Here is an 18,945-nt window from a genome sequence, read left to right as displayed (position 1 = left end):
ACATGGCCGACACTGCGTTTTTAAAGGGCGTCGGCTACGGTCGGCGCTATCCTTCCCCGCCCTGAAGGACGGGGCTTGCCGCGCCTTTTGGTCAAGTTTCTGAAGCCTACACCAGCAAGACCTATAGTTGGAGTGCCGAGAAGGCTCAGAGGGCATTCGTATGCACCGAGACCTGAATGGCGCATGGGGGATTTTCCTGCATGCTTAGGTAGAACTGCCCTGTTCCGGCAATCTGCATTGGTGAAAGATGCTAGCTTTTTTAGCATCCAGTAGCCCAAAAAGTGCGGACTATGGTCAAGCGTGTGCGGTTGGATCCCATTGCCCAAGTGTCTGAAATCGCCACCAACAGCAATTTGCTCTCGGTGCTGCTGCAAGAAGAGCTGAATGTGTTGAAAGAGTGCGGTGGGCGCGGCCTCTGCGCCACCTGTCATGTGTACGTTAAGGAGGGGATGGAGTCTTTATCCCCGATGAGCAAGCGGGAGCAGCGCACCCTGGAGGTGATCACCACCTGCAAGCCTAACTCTCGCTTGGCCTGCCAAGCGCGGGTGCTGGGGGAAGGGGTGGTGGTGGAATTGCCTGCCGGGATGTACATCCATGCTTTTCAGGATATCGAGGCGTTGATCGGTCGGCGAGCGGAGCAGCCACTTTTGCACCCTGTAACCGGCGCGGTTTTGGTGCAGGAGGGCAAGCTGATCACCCGCTCGGTGCTGGAATCGGTGAGAGGGCTGGATCTGGATATCCAAGAAGCACTGGCTCGGAGCAGCCAGGAGTTTTGAGATTTTGATCCCATCTTTTGAGCCAGTTTGGGCCCCTTTTTGAGGCCACTTGGCCACCCCGTATATAAACAAAGCATTCTCAGGTGAGTATTCCTATGCCCCCTGTGTTTCTTGGGATCGATCTGGGCACTTCTGGGATGCGGGTGGTGGCCCTCTCAGAGCAGGGGGAGGTGGTGGCCAAAAGCGAGCGCCAGTGGGATCCCCCAGAGACCAATCCGGGCCGCTGGTTGCGAACCCTGAAAGCCCTTTTGGGACAACTGACCGCGCAACTGGGGGAGCAGTATTCCATTGCAGCTCTGAGTGCTTGCAGCACTTCCGGCACCATTCTGCCGGTGGATGGTCGAGGCATGCCGTTGGAACAGGCGTGGCTGTATTCCGACCCGCGGGGCCAGGCTCAGGCCAAGCAATTGGGGATCCCTGCCAGTTGGGGTCTCAGCCGTTGGCTGTGGTGGGCGGAAGCCTATCCTGATCAGTATCGAGACAGCTACTTGGCCCATCCGGCGGACTTTTTGCTGAGCCAACTGGGGGGGCGCAGGCAGGTGACCGATCACACCCATGCCCTCAAGAGCGGTTTCGACCTGGAGGCCTACACCTGGCCTCAGGAGTGGTTGGCGCGGCAGGGCCTAAACCCCAAGCATTTCCCCGAGGTGGTACCGCCGGGAACGGTTTTAGGAACGGTGCGAGCAGACTGGGGGTTGGGGCCGGAAGTGCTGATCGCGGCAGGGATCACCGATGGCTGTGCCGGGCAACTGGCGGCAGGGGCTATTCGCTTGGGGCAGGTTTCCACCAGCTTGGGCACAACCCTTATTTTTAAGGCCAACAGTCCGGATCCCATACAAACCCCAAGCATCTATTCCCATTTGCACCCGGACAGTGCTCCGCACCGCTGTCACGAACGAATGGTTTGGTGGCCGGGGGCCGCCTCTTTTTGTGGAGGCGGAGTTTTGCCTCATTACTTCCCCGACGGCAACCTGCAAATGCTGGATCAGCAAGCTCAGGCTTATCTGCCCACCGGGCTGGTCAGCTATCCCCTTTGTCAGCCGGGAGAGCGTTTTCCCATTGTCGATCCCCAGTTTGCCGGGTTCTTGCCGGAGGCAGAAGAGGGATCCCCCCGTTTTTACGCTGCTTTGTTGGAGGGGGTAGCGATGGTGGAGCGGCTGGGGCTGGAAACGTTGGCCGCTCAAGGGATCCCAGTGCCAGAGCAGAGCCCGATTTTCACCACCGGTGGAGGCAGCAAAAGCCCTCTCTGGTTGCGCCTACGCGCCAGCATCCTTGCTCGTCCCTTGGCTGTGGTGAAACACCCGGAGCCGGCTGTGGGGGCAGCCATCTTGGCCGCTTCTGCCTATTGGTGCTGCTCTGTCCAACAGGCTGCCGATCGATTGGTACAGGTAGAACGCTATGTTCAACCGGATCCAGAGTGGGTGAAGTCTTACGCAGAGATCTACTCGGTCTTTCACAGCCGCCTGAGCAACCTGCTTTGACATGTTCCCTGCTCTACTGGCTTGCTTCCCCGTAGCGGTAGGGTGAGGATTCTTGTTACTGGTTCCACAACAGCCCTTGCCGCAAAGGATCCCGTCCCGCTTTCGCCAGTAGGTTTCCCCTCTAAAACAGCGATGATGGTTTCCCAGTTGTTCAGGCTACAGACTTATGACTATGTAAGTATTAAGCGGTCACGGGATACAGCTGCCTACCTACGTTTTTTGAGCTTCGTGAATGCTCAGCCGTGGAAACGAGATTCTTTTTAAACGGAAATGAAATATTTTCGTTGCATTGCTTCCTAACTTTCCTTCTCTCCTAACTAAAGAGAAGCTAGGGGTGAGGGTCGGCAGCGAGGTGTCTCAATCTTGTTTGAAGCGACTGTAAAAGCATTCTGACATCGAAAAGCAGGGATCCCCGCTTGGGGATCCCCGATTGGTATGGCCGGAGCCGCAAGCCAAGCTAGGGCTGCCGCTGGAAGCTCTTGACTTCTAAAACCGGCCCTACCTGAGCCACCGTCACCATGTCTTCTCTGATCTGTCCCTGGATGGTGACCTCTAGTCCCTCTTGCAAGAGCTCTTTGGGGGCACGGAAAAGGGCATAGTGCTCGCCGGAAGGCAGCGTCAGCACCCACACTCCCCCTTCGATATCCAGGAACTGGATGGTACCGCTGTACTCTTGCATCACTGCCTCAGCGCCAGCCCGGTTGCCGTGGATTGAGATTCCGTAGCCGCTTGCGCTCCCAAGTAGGCCAGGCCCAGGCAGAGCAAGCCATTGAAGAGCAAGAAGGAGCGACCCAACCAAGCAGAGGATCCAAGCCATAGCACCCCCTCATAAAACAGGGATCCGGACAAGAGCAGATGCGAGGCCATGCCAATGCACAAGCCAATCACCGCCCAGCGCCAGCGCCGATGGCCCAGGAGCAGCAACATCAACAGGCCTGGGATCAACACGCTGGCAAATAGGGGGTTCAAGGCATTGGTCTGGGCAAAGGCGGTGCCCAACTCCGGCAGGGAGCTACCCGCCAATTGGAAGGGCCAACGGGGGCCACCGACAATCGCCAACCCCTGCAAGGGGAAAAGACCGGCACTGCCCAAAAGCATCCCAGCCAGCAAAGGCACCGTCTGCAGCAGCCGCTTGGGAGCCAGCCACCAGCGGATCAGCACCAGGATAATGTAGCCGCCCACCACCATCAGCAGCTTCGGCACCAGAGCAATCGGGCCACCATCGAACCAGAAGCGTGGGTTGAGGTAGCCATTGTTGTTCAGGTACTGCAGGAAGTCCTTCAACCAGAGCACCAAGGGGTTTTCCTCCTGTTGTCCTGTGGCCCTGGCCAGCGCCTTGGCCGCATCCAAACGACCAGCCCCGTAGAAGTTCTGTTTGTCGCCGGGCACTGGGGTAGCCGACATTTTCAGCACTTCCTCCACCTTGTCCGGGTCTTTGATGCCCTGAGCCTGGATCAGAGCTGCCACACCGGCTACGTGGGGAGTGGCCATGCTGGTGCCTTGGAAGTAGGCAAAGACCGGCTCGTTGGGGTTACGACGATTGATGGTTTGCTGCAGAATGCCGTACTCGGGGTGATCAGGCGTTTTGGCTCCGCCGGGAGCAGAGATGTCCACCCCCACCCCATAGTTGGAGTAGGGGGCTTTCTCCCCGTTGGGCCCCGTGGCCGAGACAGCGATCACATGCGGGTAGCGGGCCGGGTAGCTCACCTGGTTGGAGTTTTCGTTGCCAGCGGCTGCGATCACCGTCACCCCCTTACTGTGGGCATAGGCCACCGCCTCCTCCATCAGTTGGGCAGAAGCGCGGCTACCCAGGCTGAGGTTGATGATCGTAGCCCCGTGGTCGGCAGCATAGCGGATCCCTTCCACCACATCCGACAGGGATCCAAAGCCATTGGCATCCAACACCCGTACCGGCATGATCTTGGCCTTGAAGGCAATGCCGGCTACACCCAAGACATTGTTGGTGGATTGGGCGATGGTTCCCGCCACATGGGTGCCGTGGCCGTTGAGGTCTTCCGGATCCTCATCGTCATCCACAAAGTCGTAGCCCTTCACAAATTGGGTTTGGGCTAGATCCGGCACTCGTGTTACTCCCGTGTCCACCACGGCTACCGTCACCCCTTCCCCTTGGGAGATGTCCCAGGCTTCCGGCATGCGGATGGCCCTGAGGTTCCATTGCTGGGGATAGAGGCGGTCGTTGGGCACGAAAGCCGCCTGGAATTGATAGTTGGGGTGAGCATACTCGATCAATGCTTCGTTGGTGAGCCGCTTAACCAGCCGCCGCGTGGATCCCAGGTGGTCGGCATCCACGTCAAACAGATAGATCGCTTCCTGGCGGGCAAAAGCGCTGTCGCTGCTGGGGCGGAGCGTCAAGTGATACTCTTTAGCGATAGCAGCAATCTGACTGGGGGTGGCCGTGTTTACAAAATTGACCACGATGCTGTCGTAGGGGGCGGATCCCTTGCCGCAAGCCGTCAACAGCAAGGCCATCAAGCCGGCGCAGCAAAGACCCAACCAGCGTCTGAATTTCATAATTCACGCCCTCGGGATCCAAAATTGTTGCAACCAGTATGCCCTCTGGATTGACAATTGACGAGATGAGATCCGGCATGGGGGCAAAATTGCCAAAAGGTGCAATCTTCGCCGCGCAAGAAGGGATCCCAGCCCTGCCGAGAAAGTGCTATGACAAGATGAGCGTAAATTGCCGCTTGGAGGGGGGAATCAGGATCGATGGATAGAGTCTTGCAGCTCATGATCCAGGGTTGGTATTACTCCATCCCCCTGTTGACGTTCTCGGTCTTCTCGGTGGCCTGTTGCATTGAGCGGGTGCTGTTTTGGTGGAAGATCACCCATCGGCAGGAGGAGGTGGTGCAGCAAGCCCTGAGCCAGTACCGCCGCAACCCGCGCGCTGCCCAGTATTTGCTGGAGCAAAATGCCGATCTGCCGATTGCCCGCATCTTTTTGGCCGGGTTGGAGCTGAACGAGGCCAGCCCGGAAGATTTTAAGTTGGCCCTGGAAACCGCCTTGGCGGCAGAGGTGCCTCTGCTGAAGCGCTTCAACACTGTCTTCGACACCGTAATCACCGTTGCCCCCTTCTTGGGCTTGTTGGGCACCGTCACCGGCATCATCCAGATCCTCAGCTCCATTCAACTGGGGGATATCGGCGGCACCGATACCCAGGGGGTAGGTCGGGGGATCGCCGAAGCCTTGTACTCGACGGCCTTTGGACTGATTGTGGCTATTCCCACCCTGTTGATTTCCAACGTCTTCCGCTCTTTGTACCTGCGGCAACTCTCTAAAATCCAAGAGTACGGCGGCATGCTGGAGCTGCTGCATCGGCAGCGGCAAGAGATGCAGGCTCAACAGCTTTCCCAGTATTCCTACACCCAATCTAGCCCCAGTGGCAGCTCCACCCTTCCCCCCTACTCCTCGCTTGAGCCCTCCTAACCTATGCGCATCCCCGAAGAGAACTTCCGAGCTGGCGAGATCAACATCGTGCCCCTGATCGATGTCATCTTCTCGATCCTGGTGTTTTTCGTGATTGCCAGCCTGGTGCTCACCCGCTCCGAGGCTCTGGATGTCAACCTGCCGGATGCCACTACAGCTGAAGTTCGTCTGCAGCCGGATGTAACGGTGAGCCTGACGGCGGAAGGACAGATTGCCGTCAATCAGGAGAAAATTGCCGATATTTCTGCCCTGATCCCGGCAGTGGAACGCATCCTGGCCGAGAAGCCGGCTGAAGGGCGGCGCTTGGTGGTGATCAACGCTGATTTGGCCCTCTCCCACGGCAAGGTGGTGGAGGTGATGGATACTCTGCAGCGGGTGCCCAATGTCAGCCTGGCAATTGCCGCCCGCCGCCCCAGCAGTAATCGGTAGCCAGCTTAGGATTTGGGCCAGTTTTGTCAAATATAGTCATTTCAGGTTAGGGTGAGACGCCTAGGCTACTGGTCGCGCCAGCGGGACGGAGTCCTTGAAAAACCTTCTGGCCCTCTGCATTATCGCTCCGCAACGCTATTGCTCTGCAACGCCGACGCGACCAACGTTTGGGGTGTGGGTGCAGTGTCCTGGTTTAAATCGAAATGACCATAGACCCAGTTTTCCGGTAAGCTCATTTGCTAACCCGCTCTCTAGCCTGGGGGTGAGGGGTCATCCTGCGCCCAGCACCTGAATCAGGAGTGCCTTTTGCACATGTAGGCGATTTTCCGCCTGATCCCACACGCGGGACTGGGATCCCTCCAGTACTTCAGTGGTGATTTCCTCTTCCCGGTGGGCCGGCAGGCAGTGCAGCACAATGGCTTGCGGATCTGCCTGTTGCATCAGCTCGGCATTGACCTGGTAGGGCAGAAAGGTGGCCTTGCGGGCCTCGGCCTCAGCTTCTTGACCCATGCTGGCCCACACGTCGGTATAGACCACCTGAGCTCCAGAGACGGCTTCCTGGGGATCCTGCAGCACCAACACCTGGGATCCCTGGGCCAGGGCGCAGGCTTGCTCCACCACTGCCGCATTCGGTTCGTAACCGGGGGGGGTGGCGACGCGGATGTGGATCCCGCTCATGGCACAGCCCAGCAGCAGGGAGTGGGCAACGTTGTTGCCATCGCCGCAATAGGCCAGGGTCAGTCCCGCCAGTTGGCCAAAGTTCTCCTGAATGGTGAGCAGATCGGCCAACACCTGACAGGGGTGAAACTGATCGGTGAGGGCGTTGATCACCGGAACATCGGCATACTCGGCAAAGGTTTCCAGCTCCTTCTGGTCGTAGGTGCGAATGGCGATCACATCCAGGTAGCGGGAGAGGACGCGGGCCGTATCCTGCAGGGGTTCGCCGCGGCTCACCTGCATCACTGTCGGCACCAGATCCAGGGTGCTGCCCCCGCACTGGGCCATGGCTGCCGTAAAACTGGCGCGGGTGCGGGTAGAAGCCTTCTGAAACAACAGCCCCAACACCCGACCCCGCAGCTCCACCCGATAGGGATCCCGCTTTAACTCAGCCGCCTGGGCTAGCAGGGCCGACAGCTCCGCCGGGGTTAGGTCGCTGAGCTTGAGCAGATCCCGTCCGGCCAAGTTTATGGATCCCGCGATCTTCGACCCCGCCATTGTGCTACGCGCCACCTACAGAAACAATAAAAGCATCCCCAGCCCAGCGCTGGTCAACACTCCTCGAATAACTCGAATGAGAAGAGTCTTAATAGTCTTAAATAGCTTGGGCCTCGGCTTAACCCCAGTCTCAGGAGTGCCAGATCTGAGACCCATCAAAACCGCCCCCAACACCGGCTAACGTGAAGAGGAACGAATGACCTCCTGGGCCTGTTGCCGACGGGCAGAGATCTGAGCCTGCAGAGCCTGGATGGCAGCAGCGTACTGTGGGTCGGCTGGGGTGGCCACCAGCTCTCGGTTCTGGCTGAGCCGCTTCAGATCTTCCTCGGACAATTCCACCAAAATGTCGGGGGTAATGCCCTTGTGGTCGATGTCGTTACCGTTGGGAGTGCGATAGCGGGCAATGGTTACCGCCAGCCCAGATCCATCGGACAGGGGATGCACCGACTGCACCAGGCCCTTGCCGAAAGTTTGCGTGCCGACGATCACGGCGCGCCGGTTATCCTGCAGAGCCCCCGACAGAATCTCGCTGGCGCTGGCCGAGCCACCATCCACCAAAACGGCCAAAGGTTTATCGGTAAGGGCCGTGTTGTTGGCCGTCAGGCGATCCTGCTCCCCTTGGCGGTTCACCGTCGAGACAATGCTGCCCCGGTTAATCCACATGCGGGCAATCTCGGCGCTGGAGTAGAGCAGGCCCCCTGGGTTGGCGCGCAAATCCAGAACGTAGGCGGCTACCCCTTGTTTTTCCAGCTCGCGAATGGCTTGGCGCATCTTCTCGGCGGCGTTGCCGGAAAACTGGGTAATCCGGATATAGCCAATGGGCAGGCCGTTTTCCTCGTGAACCTCGTAGCGCACGGTGGCCAGCTCAATTCTTTCCCGCACCAAATCGAACACCTTTAGCCCTTCCCCCTCGCGGCGAATGGTCAGCCGCACCCGCGTACCCGGCTCGCCCCGAATGAGGTTGACTGCAGCGTTGGTGTCCATGCCTTCGGTGGACTTGTCGTCGATGCGCACGATCACGTCTTTGGATTTGATCCCAGCCCGGTCGGCAGGAGACCCTTCAATGGGGGAGATCACCACCAGCTCGTTCGTCTCTTGATCCATGCCCAGCGTGATCCCCACCCCGGTCAGCTCGCCGGATGTATCGATTTGCATGCTGGCAAACTGATCCGGATCCAGAAAGCGGGTGTAGGGATCGTTCAGTTTCTTCAGGGCTTCCCGGATGGCCGCGTAGGCATCTTCTCGGGTGGCATACTCTCGGCTGAGCAGATCCCGCCGCACCGCTTCCCAATCCAGGGAATTAAAAGACGGATCCACGTATTCCCGGTTAACAATTTGCCAAACCTCGTCCACCACTTCCTTGGGATCCCGGCGAAACCCTGCCCAGCCCGGCATGGATAGCTGCACGCCGACCAGCGATACCGCTGTCATCACTGCAGCCGTTGCACTGACCACAAACCCACGCTTTCTCATTGGCTCTCCTGGAAGGCGCTAAAAGTCAAGGTTGACGAGGTGGATCTCCAGAGGTGGATCTCTAATTGTCAGGGAACTGGGTTTCGAGCAAGGGTCTTCCCCTATGCGAACTTCAGCTTAGAAGCATCGAGAGCGATGAAGGGCTCCCCTGCCGCAGCAAGTGGGATCCGGATTTTGGTAGGCTACAGATAACCCCAACCGACTGTGCCCAACCTAGCATAGGGATCCCTGCCGGGGGTGCTTCTAGGATCACAGTTCAACACAACTTTGTTACAACCTATCATCGCAACCCTTTTCTTCCAAATGGGCACTTTGCCCCCTTTCTGACTCTATGTCCCTTGCCACCGATTGCCCCAGCTCGCTTGCCTCTGCTTCAGAGCGCCCGCTGCTGTCCCAAGTGCAGTTGGCCCGCGCTGCTGCCCAACACACGGCCACCTTGCCCACGGCTATTAAGAATGCCGCTCTAGAGGCCATGGCCACTGCCTTGGTGGAGCACCAAGAGCCTATCTTGGCCGCCAACCGGGCGGATTTGGAGCGGGCGGCGGAGATGGTGAAAGCCGGGGAGTTGTCGGCATCTGCCTATGCTCGCCTGAAGCTGGACGCCCACAAACTGGCCGACATGGTGGCCGGAGTGCGGCAGGTGATCCGGCTGGGGGATCCGGTGGGCCGAGCTTTGCTGATCCGGGAACTGGACGAGGGGCTGATCTTGGAACGGCGCACCTACCCTTTGGGGGTGCTGGGGGTGATCTTCGAGTCGCGGCCCGATGCTCTGGTGCAAATTGCTGCCCTGGCGGTGAAAACCGGCAATAGCGTCTTGCTTAAAGGGGGATCGGAAGCTCTGCTCTCCTATCAGGCGTTGATGGCGGCCATTCAGGCGGGCCTGCAACAGATCCCGGAGTTTCCCCAGGGATCCCTGCAGTTGCTCACCAGCCGCGCCGAGGTCAAGGCCCTACTGCAACTGGAGGGGCTGGTAGACCTGATCATCCCCCGCGGCTCCAGCAGCTTTGTCCGCTACATCCTGGAGAATACCCGCATCCCGGTATTGGGCCATGCCGATGGCCTGTGTCACCTGTACGTGGATCGGGCAGCGAACGTGGACATGGCAATCAAGCTGACGGTGGACAGCAAAACCCAGTACCCCGCCGCCTGCAATGCCATCGAGACTCTGTTGGTCCACAAGGCCATAGCCCCCCACTTTTTACCTCCGGCGGTCAAGGCCCTGCGGGAGAGGGGGGTGGAATTGCGGGGGGATCCCCTCTGCCGCGAGCTGGTGCCGGATCTGATCCCGGCCACCGAGGACGACTGGAGCACCGAGTATGCCGATTTGATCCTCTCTATTAAAGTGGTGGGCTCCCTTGACGAGGCCATTGCCCACATCCAGCAGTACGGATCCCGCCATACCGAAGCGATTGTAACCGAGGATGCCGCTGCTGCCCGGCGATTTTTGGATGAAGTAGATGCAGCGGGGGTCTTTCACAACGCTTCCACCCGCTTTGCCGACGGGTTTCGCTACGGCTTTGGGGCAGAAGTGGGCATCAGCACCCAAAAACTGCCGCCGCGCGGCCCGGTGGGCTTAGAAGGCTTGGTGACCTACCGCTACCAACTGCGAGGGCAAGGACATCTTGTAGCCGACTACACAGGCCCCCAGGCCCGACCTTTTCAACATCGGGATCGCCTGAACAACACCGGCTTAGCTTAGCTGCAAAAGCCGGCTGTACAAACCGGCTGTACAAAGCAGTCGTTCACAAAAACCGTTCTCCTCGTCTTCGCGGCTCCAGGTTGAGGTAAATTAAAAAATAGCTTCGTGATTGCCAAGGGTTGCGCTTTGCGGCGCGCTATGGTGTGACGATGGACTACCGGGTTCCGGGTTTGATGTTATGGGCTTGAGCGCCCTAGATGTAGCGCTTTGCATTTTGGCCTTTTGTTATTTCGATTAGGAGCTTCGCTGGATCATGCCTGTGCGTCTGTATGTTGGAAATCTGCCGGAAGAGGTGGATCGTCAGGCACTGGAGAAGCTCTTTCGCTCTGCCGGTGAGGTCATTTCCACCAAGGTGATCCGGGATCGGAAGACAGGCAAATGCCGCGGCTTCGGCTTTGTAACGGTAAACACCGAAGAGCAGGCGCAGCAGTACATCGAAAAGTTCAACGGCCACAGCTTTGGGGATGTCAACTTGCGCATTGAGCTCGCCCAGCCGCGCGACCGAGGGGAAGAAGGCGAATCCAAAACAGCGACCTCTGAGCCTTCATCCAAAGAGTCCAGAGGTTCCAAAGATTCCAGAGCGTCCAGAGATTCTGAGGCCAAGGGCTCTAAAGAGTCGGCAGAAAACCCTGCCCCCAGCAAAAAGCAACGCCAGCGCGGCAATAAGGGTGGGCGCTCCACCGTCGTCGCCGAAAGTGAGGCAGCCTCTGAGCCGGATCCCCGCTGGGCCAGCCAGTTGCAGCGGATCAAGGAGCAGCTTCTGCAGGTCACCAATTCCTAACCCCCCCGAACGAGTGATAGACACTGTTGGGATCTGACGGTAGGCTGGGTGAGTTGCGACGGCTCTAGGCATGTTTGAGAGGGGGGTTGGGATGCATAGGCTGGTGAGGATTTTTCGCGCTTGGGGGCGGAGCTTGGCCCGGGCTGGACTTTTGTTCGGGCTGACGGTTCTGCTGGGAGTGGGAAGTGGAGCTCCGGTTTTCCTACCAGCGGCGGCGGCTGCCCCGGCAGATTTGGAAGAGCAGGTGCTGCAGATCATTCGAAAGAACCCCCAGGTGATTCTGGAGGCCGTACAGGAATACCAGCAGCGACAGTACCAGGAGCAGCAGCAACAACAGCAGCGGCTGGCGGAAGAATTTGGCCGTCAACTGCGGGAGAACCCACGCGCCGTCATCGGAGATTCCCCTCGACTGGGATCCGACGCTCTGCGGTTAGTGTTGGTGGAGTTCTCCGATTTTCAATGCCCCTTCTGCGCCCGCGCCCACAGCACCCTCAAGCAGTTCATGGCCGACCATGGAGATGAGGTGACCTTGGTGTACAAGCACCTGCCCCTGACCAGCATCCACCCAGAAGCGATGTCGGCTGCCCGGGCTGCTTGGGCCGCCCAACGTCAAGGTAAGTTCTGGGAGTTTCACGACGAGCTGTTTGCCAACCAATCCCAGCTTGGGGATGGGTTTTATGTGGCCACTGCTGAGAAGCTGGGCCTGAATATAGAAAAATTCAATCGGGATCGGCGCAGTCGGGCGGCAGAACGCGCCATTCAGCGAGATATTGACTTGGCCTCTCAACTGGGCATCGGCGGCACTCCCCATTTCATCTTGAACGGCATTGCCTTCTCCGGTGCGCAGCCGCTGGAGGTGTTTGAGCAGACGCTGCAGCAGGCTAAGCAAGCCCTCTAGGAAAAATGCTCCGCACTGCTATTGAAACAGGTGGTGTATTGCAAACAGGTGGTGCAACGGCTGGCCTATCCTTCTTACCAGCCTCGCCCAGTTGCCCAAACGCTCCGTCCTTGAGGAGGGCTTTACGGTAGGCTCAGGGCAGTGGCAGGGTAGTCAACCGCTCTATTCGCCCAAGCGGGCTGTAGGCTTTGACAAGCCAGTAGGGTGGGGAGTATGTCAAAAGCAGAAACTCACCCAAGTCGCCATTTGGGCCGAATGGGGATCCCCAACGGCAGGGAAGGAGGAGAGCGTTTATGGCGGAAGTGGCTCTTGGCTACTCCACGGGCAGGATGCGGGCATCGAACCCTGCTTCGGCCAGAGAACGCCGCGCCTGTTCGGCGTTGGCCCGTTGCCGGTAGGTGCCCACCTGAATCACTGAGCCCCGCAGGAAGGCATCAGGGGCAAACTGTTGCAGCTTGGGTAGGGCCTCTTCCCCAGCCGGCACCACCACCCAAAATCCGCTGCCACCTTCTTCCCCAGGAGGAACAGCCTGGGCAGGCGAGGAGGAGACGGGATCCGCTTGCAAAAGAGGCTGAGAGCGGCGCAGATCGGCGGGGAAGATCCCCGCTTCATAGCCTTGGCCGGCCAAGTAACGCACCTGCTCGGCGGCAGCAGCAGGGTCGGCAAACCCACCTGTGCGCACCACCCGCAGGTCATCGTAGATCAAGGGCAGGGATCCCTCTAGGAGTTGTTTTAGCGCAGGCCATTTCTCCCCGGTGGGATCGGCCACCAACACCCAATGGCGCTCTCCTTGTGCTGGGTTGGAGATGGGATCCTGGCCCGCATTTTCTCCTACCAGCGACACCGCCACTGCCGGTAACCCCTGAGCGGTTAGCCAGCGGGCTTGATCCTGGGCCAACGACAGGCGGGAGAAGGTTCCCGTTTGCAAAGCAACCTGGCCGCGGTACTGCACCACAGTGGCTCCTGGAAAGAAGCGGCGCACCCGTTCTTCCAAACGGGGATCACCGGTGGGGTTGGGCACGTGGGTGGCAAAGGGACGCTGGGGATCCAAGGGCGGAGCGGTTGGCGTCGGCGGCACAGAGGCTTTTGAGCTGGCAGCAGGGCGGCTGGGTGCTGCTTGGGCAGGAAAAGCAGGGGGCAGAGGGGGATCCGTTTCTTGGCGGCTCACCACCCGCACCGATAACCCCAGCCGTTCCAAGTCGGCCTGACGGCGTTGAGCATGGCTACGGTTGATGAACGTCCCCGCCAGAATGAAAACCTGCCCATCCCCTTGCACAAAATAGGCATCCGGCACCTGGGTGCGCACCTGAGCCAACTCCGCCGCCCCATCCGCCAGTACATGCACTTGGTAACGGGTCAGGGCCAAAGCAGCCGGCAGGACGTTCCCATTAACGGCGTGGAGCACAAGGGCAAAGGCCGCCAGGGATCCGGCAAAGAGGGCCGGTTGCGCTGGCAACAGGAGTGCGGAGCACTTTGGCCAGCCGTAGTCCTTACGGGCGTTGCACATGGGATCCATCTCCTCTGGCGGGATTGGCGGCAACTCAAACCTCTGCATCCGGGATGGAGTCTTTGCCTGGGCCTGCGGGGATCCCCCACAGTGCCAGAGCTCGCAGTTCACCCCCTTGCGGGAAGGACAACTCAAAGCTAGCGTAAGCCGAAGTTTGGGCAAGGCTGTGCCAGGGATGGGCTTGCAGATGCCGCCCACCACCGATAGAATGCTCCGCACTGCCACCGCAAAGATGCAGCCCAGTTGGGTTCACGGGAGAAACACAGATCTAGTGCATCTCCAGTATAGATAGGCTGGCAAGACTGATACATTTACGCTGAACACTGCTGAACATCACTGTTCAACTATGCAGCGATGGCATTCTGTTTGTTTCCAACCAGAATGGCGGTATCCCGCAAAGCTTTGAGTAGAATACCCAAAGCGCAGTTTCCGTGTCGTCTTACTACCAATTTTCTGCTTTGCTTTGGCTACCATGTTGGCAGACTCGAAAGTAAACAGAAAGATCAACTGGTAGTAATCCGTACTGAACATATTATACATTATTTTCAGTATAGTTGAGCTTATTATTGACTAGAGTCATGCTCTATCGCTATGGCTTGTCGGGGAGTTTGTTTCAGAGGCGACGGCGGCGGGATGGAGTCCTCGCCACAAGGGTGCGGGATCCCCCCAGGGCAAAGCGGATGATCTCCGTCTTGTACTGCTGCGAGCCCTCGGTGTAGCGGGCAAGCTGAATGGCGGATCCCTGGCCGGAAGGAAGCAAGAACCGTTCGCGACAGTGGTGGGCAGCACTCTCTGGAGTTTCCGCTTCGAGGGCAATGAAAAACCGCAGACGCAGCAGCACTTCCAACTTGGACAAGTGCTCGGCTTGCTCTGGCACCAAGCGGCCTAACGAGATTTGTAGGCGCGGCCTGCGTCGCCGAGATCCGGGGCGGCCCCAAAGCTGCTGGGCCAGTGTCCACAGAGAGGTCTGCTCAGAGGACTTGACCAACAGCTTTAAGCCTGTCAGCGGGTTAAGACCATAGGTAAGCAGCAGAGAATACATCGGCGGCAGGAAAGATTCAGAGGAGCGTTTTGAGCTAACGTCAAAAGGATACCCTATAGGCCAACTGTAGCACTGCCTACCCTCTATCCCCATCCAAGCCCCACCCTTCCCTATGGCCGGGATCCCTGCTCAACGCTGGCTGTTTCATCCGGTGGACAAGTTGGCTGCCCAAAGCTTGGCTGAGGCAGTGGGGATCTCGCCTGTGTTGGCCCAGATCTTGCTCAATCGCGGGCTCTCCAGCCCTGCTGCCGTGCAGCAGTACCTGCAGCCGGATCCCGCCCACCTGCCTCCACCCAGTCAGGATTTTGCCGATTTGCCCCTGGCGGTGGACTTGCTGGACGGGGCGATTCGCCGACAAGAGCCCATTGCCATTTGCGGCGACTACGATGCCGACGGCATGACCAGCACGGCCCTGCTGTTGAGGGCTTTGCGGGGCACTCCTTCCGGTTGCGGAGCACCCGTGCATTACCGCATCCCCAGCCGCATGACGGAGGGCTATGGCCTCAACAGCCGCATGGTGCAAGAGCTGCACCGAGAGGGGGTGCGCCTCATTCTCACCGTGGACAACGGCATCTCCGCCCACGAGCCCATCCAACTGGCCAAAGCTCTGGGCTTGACAGTGATCGTGACGGATCACCACGACTTGCCGCCCCAGTTGCCCCCTGCCGATGCCATCCTCAATCCCAAGCAGCTCCCCGTTTCTTCCCCCTATCGGGGGATGGCCGGGGTGGGGGTTGCCTACCTCCTGGCCCAGGCGCTGGCCGAGCGCCGTGGTGATGGCCATCTGCAGCGGGTGGCCCTGGAACTGTTTACTGTGGGCACCATTGCCGATCTGGCGCCGCTGACGGGGGTTAACCGCCTTTGGGTGCGGCAGGGGCTGCACCTCTTGCCCACCTCCCAGGTGGCAGGGATCCGCGCCCTTCTGCAGGTGATGGGCATGCAGGGATCCCTGGAGAGGCTGCGGCCTGAGTGGATTGGGTTTGGCCTGGGGCCCCGCATCAACGCCGTTGGGCGAATTGGCCGGGCGAGAATGGGGATCCAGTTGCTGATTACCGACGATCCCCAGCAGGCAGAGAAACTGGCCCGCCGCTGCGAACGGCTCAACCAGGTGCGGCAGCAGATGTGCGAGCGCATCGAGGCAGAAGCCCTAGAGCAAATTGCCCAGCAAGGCCGAGATCTGCAACAGGAGCGGGTGTTAACAATTTTGGGATCCCCTCAGCAGAAATGGCATAAAGGGGTGATCGGCATTGTGGCCTCGCGGTTGGCAGAGCGTTTTGGCTGTCCGGTGTTCATCGGCAGCCAGTCGCGGCAAGGGGAGATCAGTGGCTCGGCGCGGCAGGGGATCCCCGAGTTTGACGTGTTTCAAGCGTTGGAGTTTTGCAAGGATCTGTTCACTAAGCACGGCGGCCACCCCGCTGCCGGGGGATTTAGCCTGAGAGCAGAAGACTGGCCTTTTTTTGAAGAACGGTTGCGGCAGTTTGCCCAACAGCAGTTGCAGCCGGAGCAGATCCAGCCGCTGGTGCAAATCGATGCCGAAGTGTCGCTGTCAGATCTCACCCTTGACCTCTATCGAGAGCTCCAGCATCTGCAGCCCTGTGGCATCGGCAATCCTGAGCCGGTCTTCTACAGCCGCAACCTGCAGGTTCTGCAACAGCAGCGATTTGGCCCAGTTCCCGGCCACCTGAAGCTGCTGCTCCGGGATCCTGCTCTCCCTACGCAACGCTCCCATGGGTTACGTGCTACTCGGACGGAGTCCTCTTGTCCGGGCAGGAGCGACTCAGCCGCCAAAACCCCCAGTGATGACCGCGGAGTGGCCAGCATCACCGATGCGTTGGTGGGGATCACAAACGCGAAGCCCCAGCGCCCTCTTTGGGCCATCCGTTGGCGGGGAGCGGAAACCCATCCGCTGCCGGAGCGAGTTGATGTAGCCTACACCCTCAAGGCCAAAACATGGCAGGGAGAAACCCAACTGGAGCTGGAAATTCTCGGGATTCGACCTGCCCAAGAGGCTGCCACTGCCGGCAACCCCCCTCTCGAGAAAACAGCGCCCCGCACCCCTGATGGGAGCAAGTCTCCCATCTCCCCCGCCTCTCTGGATGCCACTCCTCCCATGCCCAACTCCAAGCCCTCGACTGGCTCCCAGAGGGGGACAGAGCCCTCACCTCTGTTGATCTGGCGCCCCACCCCCCAGCCCACCCAGCCTTTGCGTTGGCAAGCTGTAGACCGATTTTCTGTCCTCTGGCCTCAGGCGCAGGGAACCATCCTGTTCTACGGCTTCCGCCGCCCCTCGCTGGTCTTGTCTTCAAGGCCTACGGCCCGCTATCGCGAACGGCGGTACCTGACTCTCCACTATGACCGTCCCCAAGCCGGCCACCGCTATGATCAACTCTGGTTGTGGAGCTGGCCCCCTTCTCTGGATCACCTCAAGTGGCTGCTCTGTTGCACCCCCAGCAGCGAGCTGTTGATTGCCGTCCATCAGCAAGCGGTGCCCCTGCCCTCCGCTGCCAGCTTGCAACGCCAGCTCCGCCAATACCTGCAAACCCACAGCCAGGTGGATCTGCTGCGCTTGGCCCAGCAGTGGTGGCTGTCTCCGGCAGTGTTGGTGGCAGGATTACGCTCTCTGGGGTATGCCTGCCCGGATTTTGGCCCCACGGGATCCCTCGACGAAGAACTGGAAGCCCAGCAAGCTTGGTACAGCAGCTCCTGGCAGCAGGTTGCCGCCCTGCTTCAGGGATCCCACCTGGATTCTTCTGCGGCTGATTCTCATGGGGATTAAGCTGCTGCTCGGCTCCGACTACCACGGCAGCCCTCGGCTGATCCGGCAGGCCCTTGCCCATCTGCCGGAGGTGGATGCTTACATCAACTGCGGGGATTTCTGTTCCAAGGCCGGCAAACCTTCCCGCAAGGCCACCCAGGGCTTTCATCCGGCAGCCCAAGCAGAGGTGGTTCATCTGCGATCTTTCTTGGCGGCGGTGGAGAGCCTGGGCAAGCCCTGGCTCTTTTTACCTGGCAACCACGATCCAGCAGCTTCGGTTTTGAATTCGCTGGTTGGCTGTTGGGGGCGGGCCATCACCCAGTCCTGCTGCTTTGAGTGGCTGGGGTTACAGGTTTTGGCTGTACCCTGGACTCCCCCCTGTGGTTGGAGCTGGTCTCTGACCTCTGCCCATTTGCAGGAGCTGCTCACCCTCTACAGTCAACCCCCCCGGCCCATTGACCTGCTGCTGACCCATGCTCCGCCGCGAGGCTTTTTGGATGAAGGCGGGAAGTGGTATCACCGTCGCACACCCACCTTGCGCCCCCTTTTGGAACAGGTGCAGCCCCGCTACTACATCTGCGGACACATGCACTGGGATGGGGGCAAGGTAGAGCGATGGGGATCCACCCTGGTGATCAACACAGCCCTGCACAACATGGTTCTCGAGATCCATTAGGCAGGAAGCCCTTGGACAGCCTTCCGCCTCCTCAGATTTCCACTCGTAGGAACCTTCCATGACCCGTCCTTTGATCTTGGCCAGCAGTAGCCCCGGCAAATGGCGCGAGTTCAATGCCTTTTTCCAGGCCCATGCCCCTGCTTGGGAGCTGCGCCGCATGCCCTCAGAAATTGAGGTGGAAGAAACCGGCACCACCTTTGCCGAAAATGCCCTTCTCAAAGCCAGAGCCGTGGCCAAGTCTCTGGGGGAGTGGGCCATTGCCGACGATTCCGGCTTAGCGGTAGAAGCCCTTGGCGGTGCCCCTGGGATCCGCTCGGCTCGCTATGCCCCCAACGATGCTGCCCGCATCGAGCGGTTGCTCAGGGAAATGGAAGGGATCCCAAATCGCCGGGCCACCTTTCACTGCGCCATCGCCCTGGTGGATCCCCAAGGTGTAGTGCATGCCCTGGTGGAAGGGGTATGCTCAGGAGAGATCTTGACCCAGCCGCGGGGAGAGGGGGGGTTTGGCTATGACCCCCTGTTTTGGGTGCCCGAAGTGGGGCTAACCTTTGCCGAGATGAGCCCAGCTCAAAAAGAGGCCATCGGCCACCGAGGGCGAGCCTTGCGCGCCTTGAAAGCGCAGCTGCCTCTCCTGGAGAAGCGTATGGGCTGGCTTGGATCCCAGGAATAGCATCCGATGTCCTGGCTGGGGAGCTGCTAGGATACAGTAGTTGCTTCCCTTCGGGGGAGTGAAATTGAAAGCCGTCTTGCCTTGGCAGCTGAGGGG

16 protein-coding genes are annotated in these 18,945 nt (G+C 59.5%); 10 read left to right on the top strand and 6 right to left on the bottom strand.

Translation table 11 applies throughout. The annotated features are described in order from the left end of the window. Window positions 1-290: 290 nt before the first annotated feature. Window positions 291-776, top strand: a complete 486-nt coding sequence (locus ACVWXW_RS11070) for a 2Fe-2S iron-sulfur cluster-binding protein (protein WP_011432453.1) — start codon at window positions 291-293, stop codon at window positions 774-776. 95 nt (window positions 777-871) lie between these two features. Next, window positions 872-2,257: an FGGY-family carbohydrate kinase gene (locus ACVWXW_RS11065; protein ID WP_457403853.1), complete on the top strand. Its 1,386-nt coding sequence runs from the start codon at window positions 872-874 to the stop codon at window positions 2,255-2,257. Between the two features lie 457 nt (window positions 2,258-2,714). Here ACVWXW_RS11065 and ACVWXW_RS11060 read toward each other — a convergent pair whose 3' ends face one another. Continuing rightward, entirely contained in the window at window positions 2,715-2,936 is a 222-nt protein-coding gene (locus ACVWXW_RS11060) for a hypothetical protein (protein ID WP_414342539.1), read from the bottom strand. After that, window positions 2,936-4,789: a S8 family serine peptidase gene (locus tag ACVWXW_RS11055; RefSeq protein ID WP_457403851.1), complete on the bottom strand. Its 1,854-nt coding sequence runs from the start codon at window positions 4,787-4,789 to the stop codon at window positions 2,936-2,938. The genes ACVWXW_RS11060 and ACVWXW_RS11055 overlap by 1 nt, the downstream gene beginning before the upstream one ends. A gap of 198 nt (window positions 4,790-4,987) precedes the next feature. On the opposite strand from ACVWXW_RS11055, the gene ACVWXW_RS11050 reads away from it, so the two are divergent. Continuing rightward, entirely contained in the window at window positions 4,988-5,704 is a 717-nt protein-coding gene (locus ACVWXW_RS11050; RefSeq protein ID WP_049749560.1) for a MotA/TolQ/ExbB proton channel family protein, read from the top strand. A gap of 3 nt (window positions 5,705-5,707) precedes the next feature. Beyond that, the gene (locus ACVWXW_RS11045) at window positions 5,708-6,133 is read left to right on the top strand and encodes an ExbD/TolR family protein (protein ID WP_011432458.1); all 426 of its coding nucleotides are present in this window, start codon (window positions 5,708-5,710) and stop codon (window positions 6,131-6,133) included. 270 nt (window positions 6,134-6,403) lie between these two features. Here ACVWXW_RS11045 and argF read toward each other — a convergent pair whose 3' ends face one another. Together argF and ctpC are read right to left on the bottom strand one after the other, a co-directional pair. Then, a complete protein-coding gene (gene argF / locus ACVWXW_RS11040) occupies window positions 6,404-7,348 on the bottom strand; it encodes an ornithine carbamoyltransferase (RefSeq protein ID WP_457403850.1) in 945 nt (314 codons plus the stop codon). A 177-nt stretch (window positions 7,349-7,525) separates the two neighbouring features. Then, a complete protein-coding gene (ctpC, locus tag ACVWXW_RS11035) occupies window positions 7,526-8,821 on the bottom strand; it encodes a carboxyl-terminal processing protease CtpC (RefSeq protein ID WP_011432460.1) in 1,296 nt (431 codons plus the stop codon). A 331-nt stretch (window positions 8,822-9,152) separates the two neighbouring features. Here ctpC and ACVWXW_RS11030 point away from each other — a divergent pair, with 331 nt between their 5' ends. The 3 genes from ACVWXW_RS11030 (at window position 9,153) to ACVWXW_RS11020 (ending at window position 12,199) form a co-directional block, all read left to right on the top strand. Further along, window positions 9,153-10,520, top strand: coding sequence for a glutamate-5-semialdehyde dehydrogenase (locus ACVWXW_RS11030; protein WP_457403849.1), 1,368 nt, complete (start codon window positions 9,153-9,155; stop codon window positions 10,518-10,520). A gap of 253 nt (window positions 10,521-10,773) precedes the next feature. Continuing rightward, the gene (locus ACVWXW_RS11025) at window positions 10,774-11,301 is read left to right on the top strand and encodes an RNA recognition motif domain-containing protein (protein ID WP_011432462.1); all 528 of its coding nucleotides are present in this window, start codon (window positions 10,774-10,776) and stop codon (window positions 11,299-11,301) included. Between the two features lie 91 nt (window positions 11,302-11,392). Then, the gene (locus tag ACVWXW_RS11020) at window positions 11,393-12,199 is read left to right on the top strand and encodes a DsbA family protein (protein ID WP_457403848.1); all 807 of its coding nucleotides are present in this window, start codon (window positions 11,393-11,395) and stop codon (window positions 12,197-12,199) included. Between the two features lie 313 nt (window positions 12,200-12,512). Here ACVWXW_RS11020 and ACVWXW_RS11015 read toward each other — a convergent pair whose 3' ends face one another. After that, window positions 12,513-13,931, bottom strand: coding sequence for an SPOR domain-containing protein (locus ACVWXW_RS11015; protein ID WP_457403847.1), 1,419 nt, complete (start codon window positions 13,929-13,931; stop codon window positions 12,513-12,515). 388 nt (window positions 13,932-14,319) lie between these two features. Next, a complete protein-coding gene (locus ACVWXW_RS11010; RefSeq protein ID WP_457403846.1) occupies window positions 14,320-14,748 on the bottom strand; it encodes a hypothetical protein in 429 nt (142 codons plus the stop codon). A 112-nt stretch (window positions 14,749-14,860) separates the two neighbouring features. Between ACVWXW_RS11010 and recJ the strand changes: the two genes are divergently transcribed. From recJ to rdgB, 3 genes are read left to right on the top strand one after another with little or no spacing between them, the layout of a single operon-like run. Next, entirely contained in the window at window positions 14,861-17,524 is a 2,664-nt protein-coding gene (recJ, locus tag ACVWXW_RS11005) for a single-stranded-DNA-specific exonuclease RecJ (protein ID WP_457403844.1), read from the top strand. After that, the gene (locus tag ACVWXW_RS11000; RefSeq protein ID WP_457403843.1) at window positions 17,514-18,179 is read left to right on the top strand and encodes a metallophosphoesterase family protein; all 666 of its coding nucleotides are present in this window, start codon (window positions 17,514-17,516) and stop codon (window positions 18,177-18,179) included. Before recJ ends, ACVWXW_RS11000 begins: the two co-directional genes overlap by 11 nt. Window positions 18,180-18,237: 58 nt before the next feature. Then, window positions 18,238-18,849: an RdgB/HAM1 family non-canonical purine NTP pyrophosphatase gene (gene rdgB, locus ACVWXW_RS10995; RefSeq protein WP_414357613.1), complete on the top strand. Its 612-nt coding sequence runs from the start codon at window positions 18,238-18,240 to the stop codon at window positions 18,847-18,849. Window positions 18,850-18,945 lie beyond the last annotated feature (96 nt).

The sequence above is a fragment of the Thermostichus sp. MS-CIW-30 genome (genome assembly GCF_054058015.1).
The sequence above is the reverse complement of the archived record's forward strand: the minus strand, read 5'-3'. Positions and strand labels throughout refer to the sequence as shown.

Excerpts from the sequence above, each read along its gene's own strand:
- ACVWXW_RS11070 (WP_011432453.1), top strand. The coding sequence starts at position 291 with ATGGTCAAGCGTGTGCGGTTGGATCCCATTGCCCAAGTGTCTGAAATC.
- ACVWXW_RS11065 (WP_457403853.1), top strand. The coding sequence starts at position 872 with ATGCCCCCTGTGTTTCTTGGGATCGATCTGGGCACTTCTGGGATGCGG.
- ACVWXW_RS11060 (WP_414342539.1), bottom strand. The coding sequence starts at position 2,936 with ATGCAAGAGTACAGCGGTACCATCCAGTTCCTGGATATCGAAGGGGGA.
- ACVWXW_RS11055 (WP_457403851.1), bottom strand. The coding sequence starts at position 4,789 with ATGAAATTCAGACGCTGGTTGGGTCTTTGCTGCGCCGGCTTGATGGCC.
- ACVWXW_RS11050 (WP_049749560.1), top strand. The coding sequence starts at position 4,988 with ATGGATAGAGTCTTGCAGCTCATGATCCAGGGTTGGTATTACTCCATC.
- ACVWXW_RS11045 (WP_011432458.1), top strand. The coding sequence starts at position 5,708 with ATGCGCATCCCCGAAGAGAACTTCCGAGCTGGCGAGATCAACATCGTG.
- argF (WP_457403850.1), bottom strand. The coding sequence starts at position 7,348 with ATGGCGGGGTCGAAGATCGCGGGATCCATAAACTTGGCCGGACGGGAT.
- ctpC (WP_011432460.1), bottom strand. The coding sequence starts at position 8,821 with ATGAGAAAGCGTGGGTTTGTGGTCAGTGCAACGGCTGCAGTGATGACA.
- ACVWXW_RS11030 (WP_457403849.1), top strand. The coding sequence starts at position 9,153 with ATGTCCCTTGCCACCGATTGCCCCAGCTCGCTTGCCTCTGCTTCAGAG.
- ACVWXW_RS11025 (WP_011432462.1), top strand. The coding sequence starts at position 10,774 with ATGCCTGTGCGTCTGTATGTTGGAAATCTGCCGGAAGAGGTGGATCGT.
- ACVWXW_RS11020 (WP_457403848.1), top strand. The coding sequence starts at position 11,393 with ATGCATAGGCTGGTGAGGATTTTTCGCGCTTGGGGGCGGAGCTTGGCC.
- ACVWXW_RS11010 (WP_457403846.1), bottom strand. The coding sequence starts at position 14,748 with ATGTATTCTCTGCTGCTTACCTATGGTCTTAACCCGCTGACAGGCTTA.
- recJ (WP_457403844.1), top strand. The coding sequence starts at position 14,861 with ATGGCCGGGATCCCTGCTCAACGCTGGCTGTTTCATCCGGTGGACAAG.
- ACVWXW_RS11000 (WP_457403843.1), top strand. The coding sequence starts at position 17,514 with ATGGGGATTAAGCTGCTGCTCGGCTCCGACTACCACGGCAGCCCTCGG.
- rdgB (WP_414357613.1), top strand. The coding sequence starts at position 18,238 with ATGACCCGTCCTTTGATCTTGGCCAGCAGTAGCCCCGGCAAATGGCGC.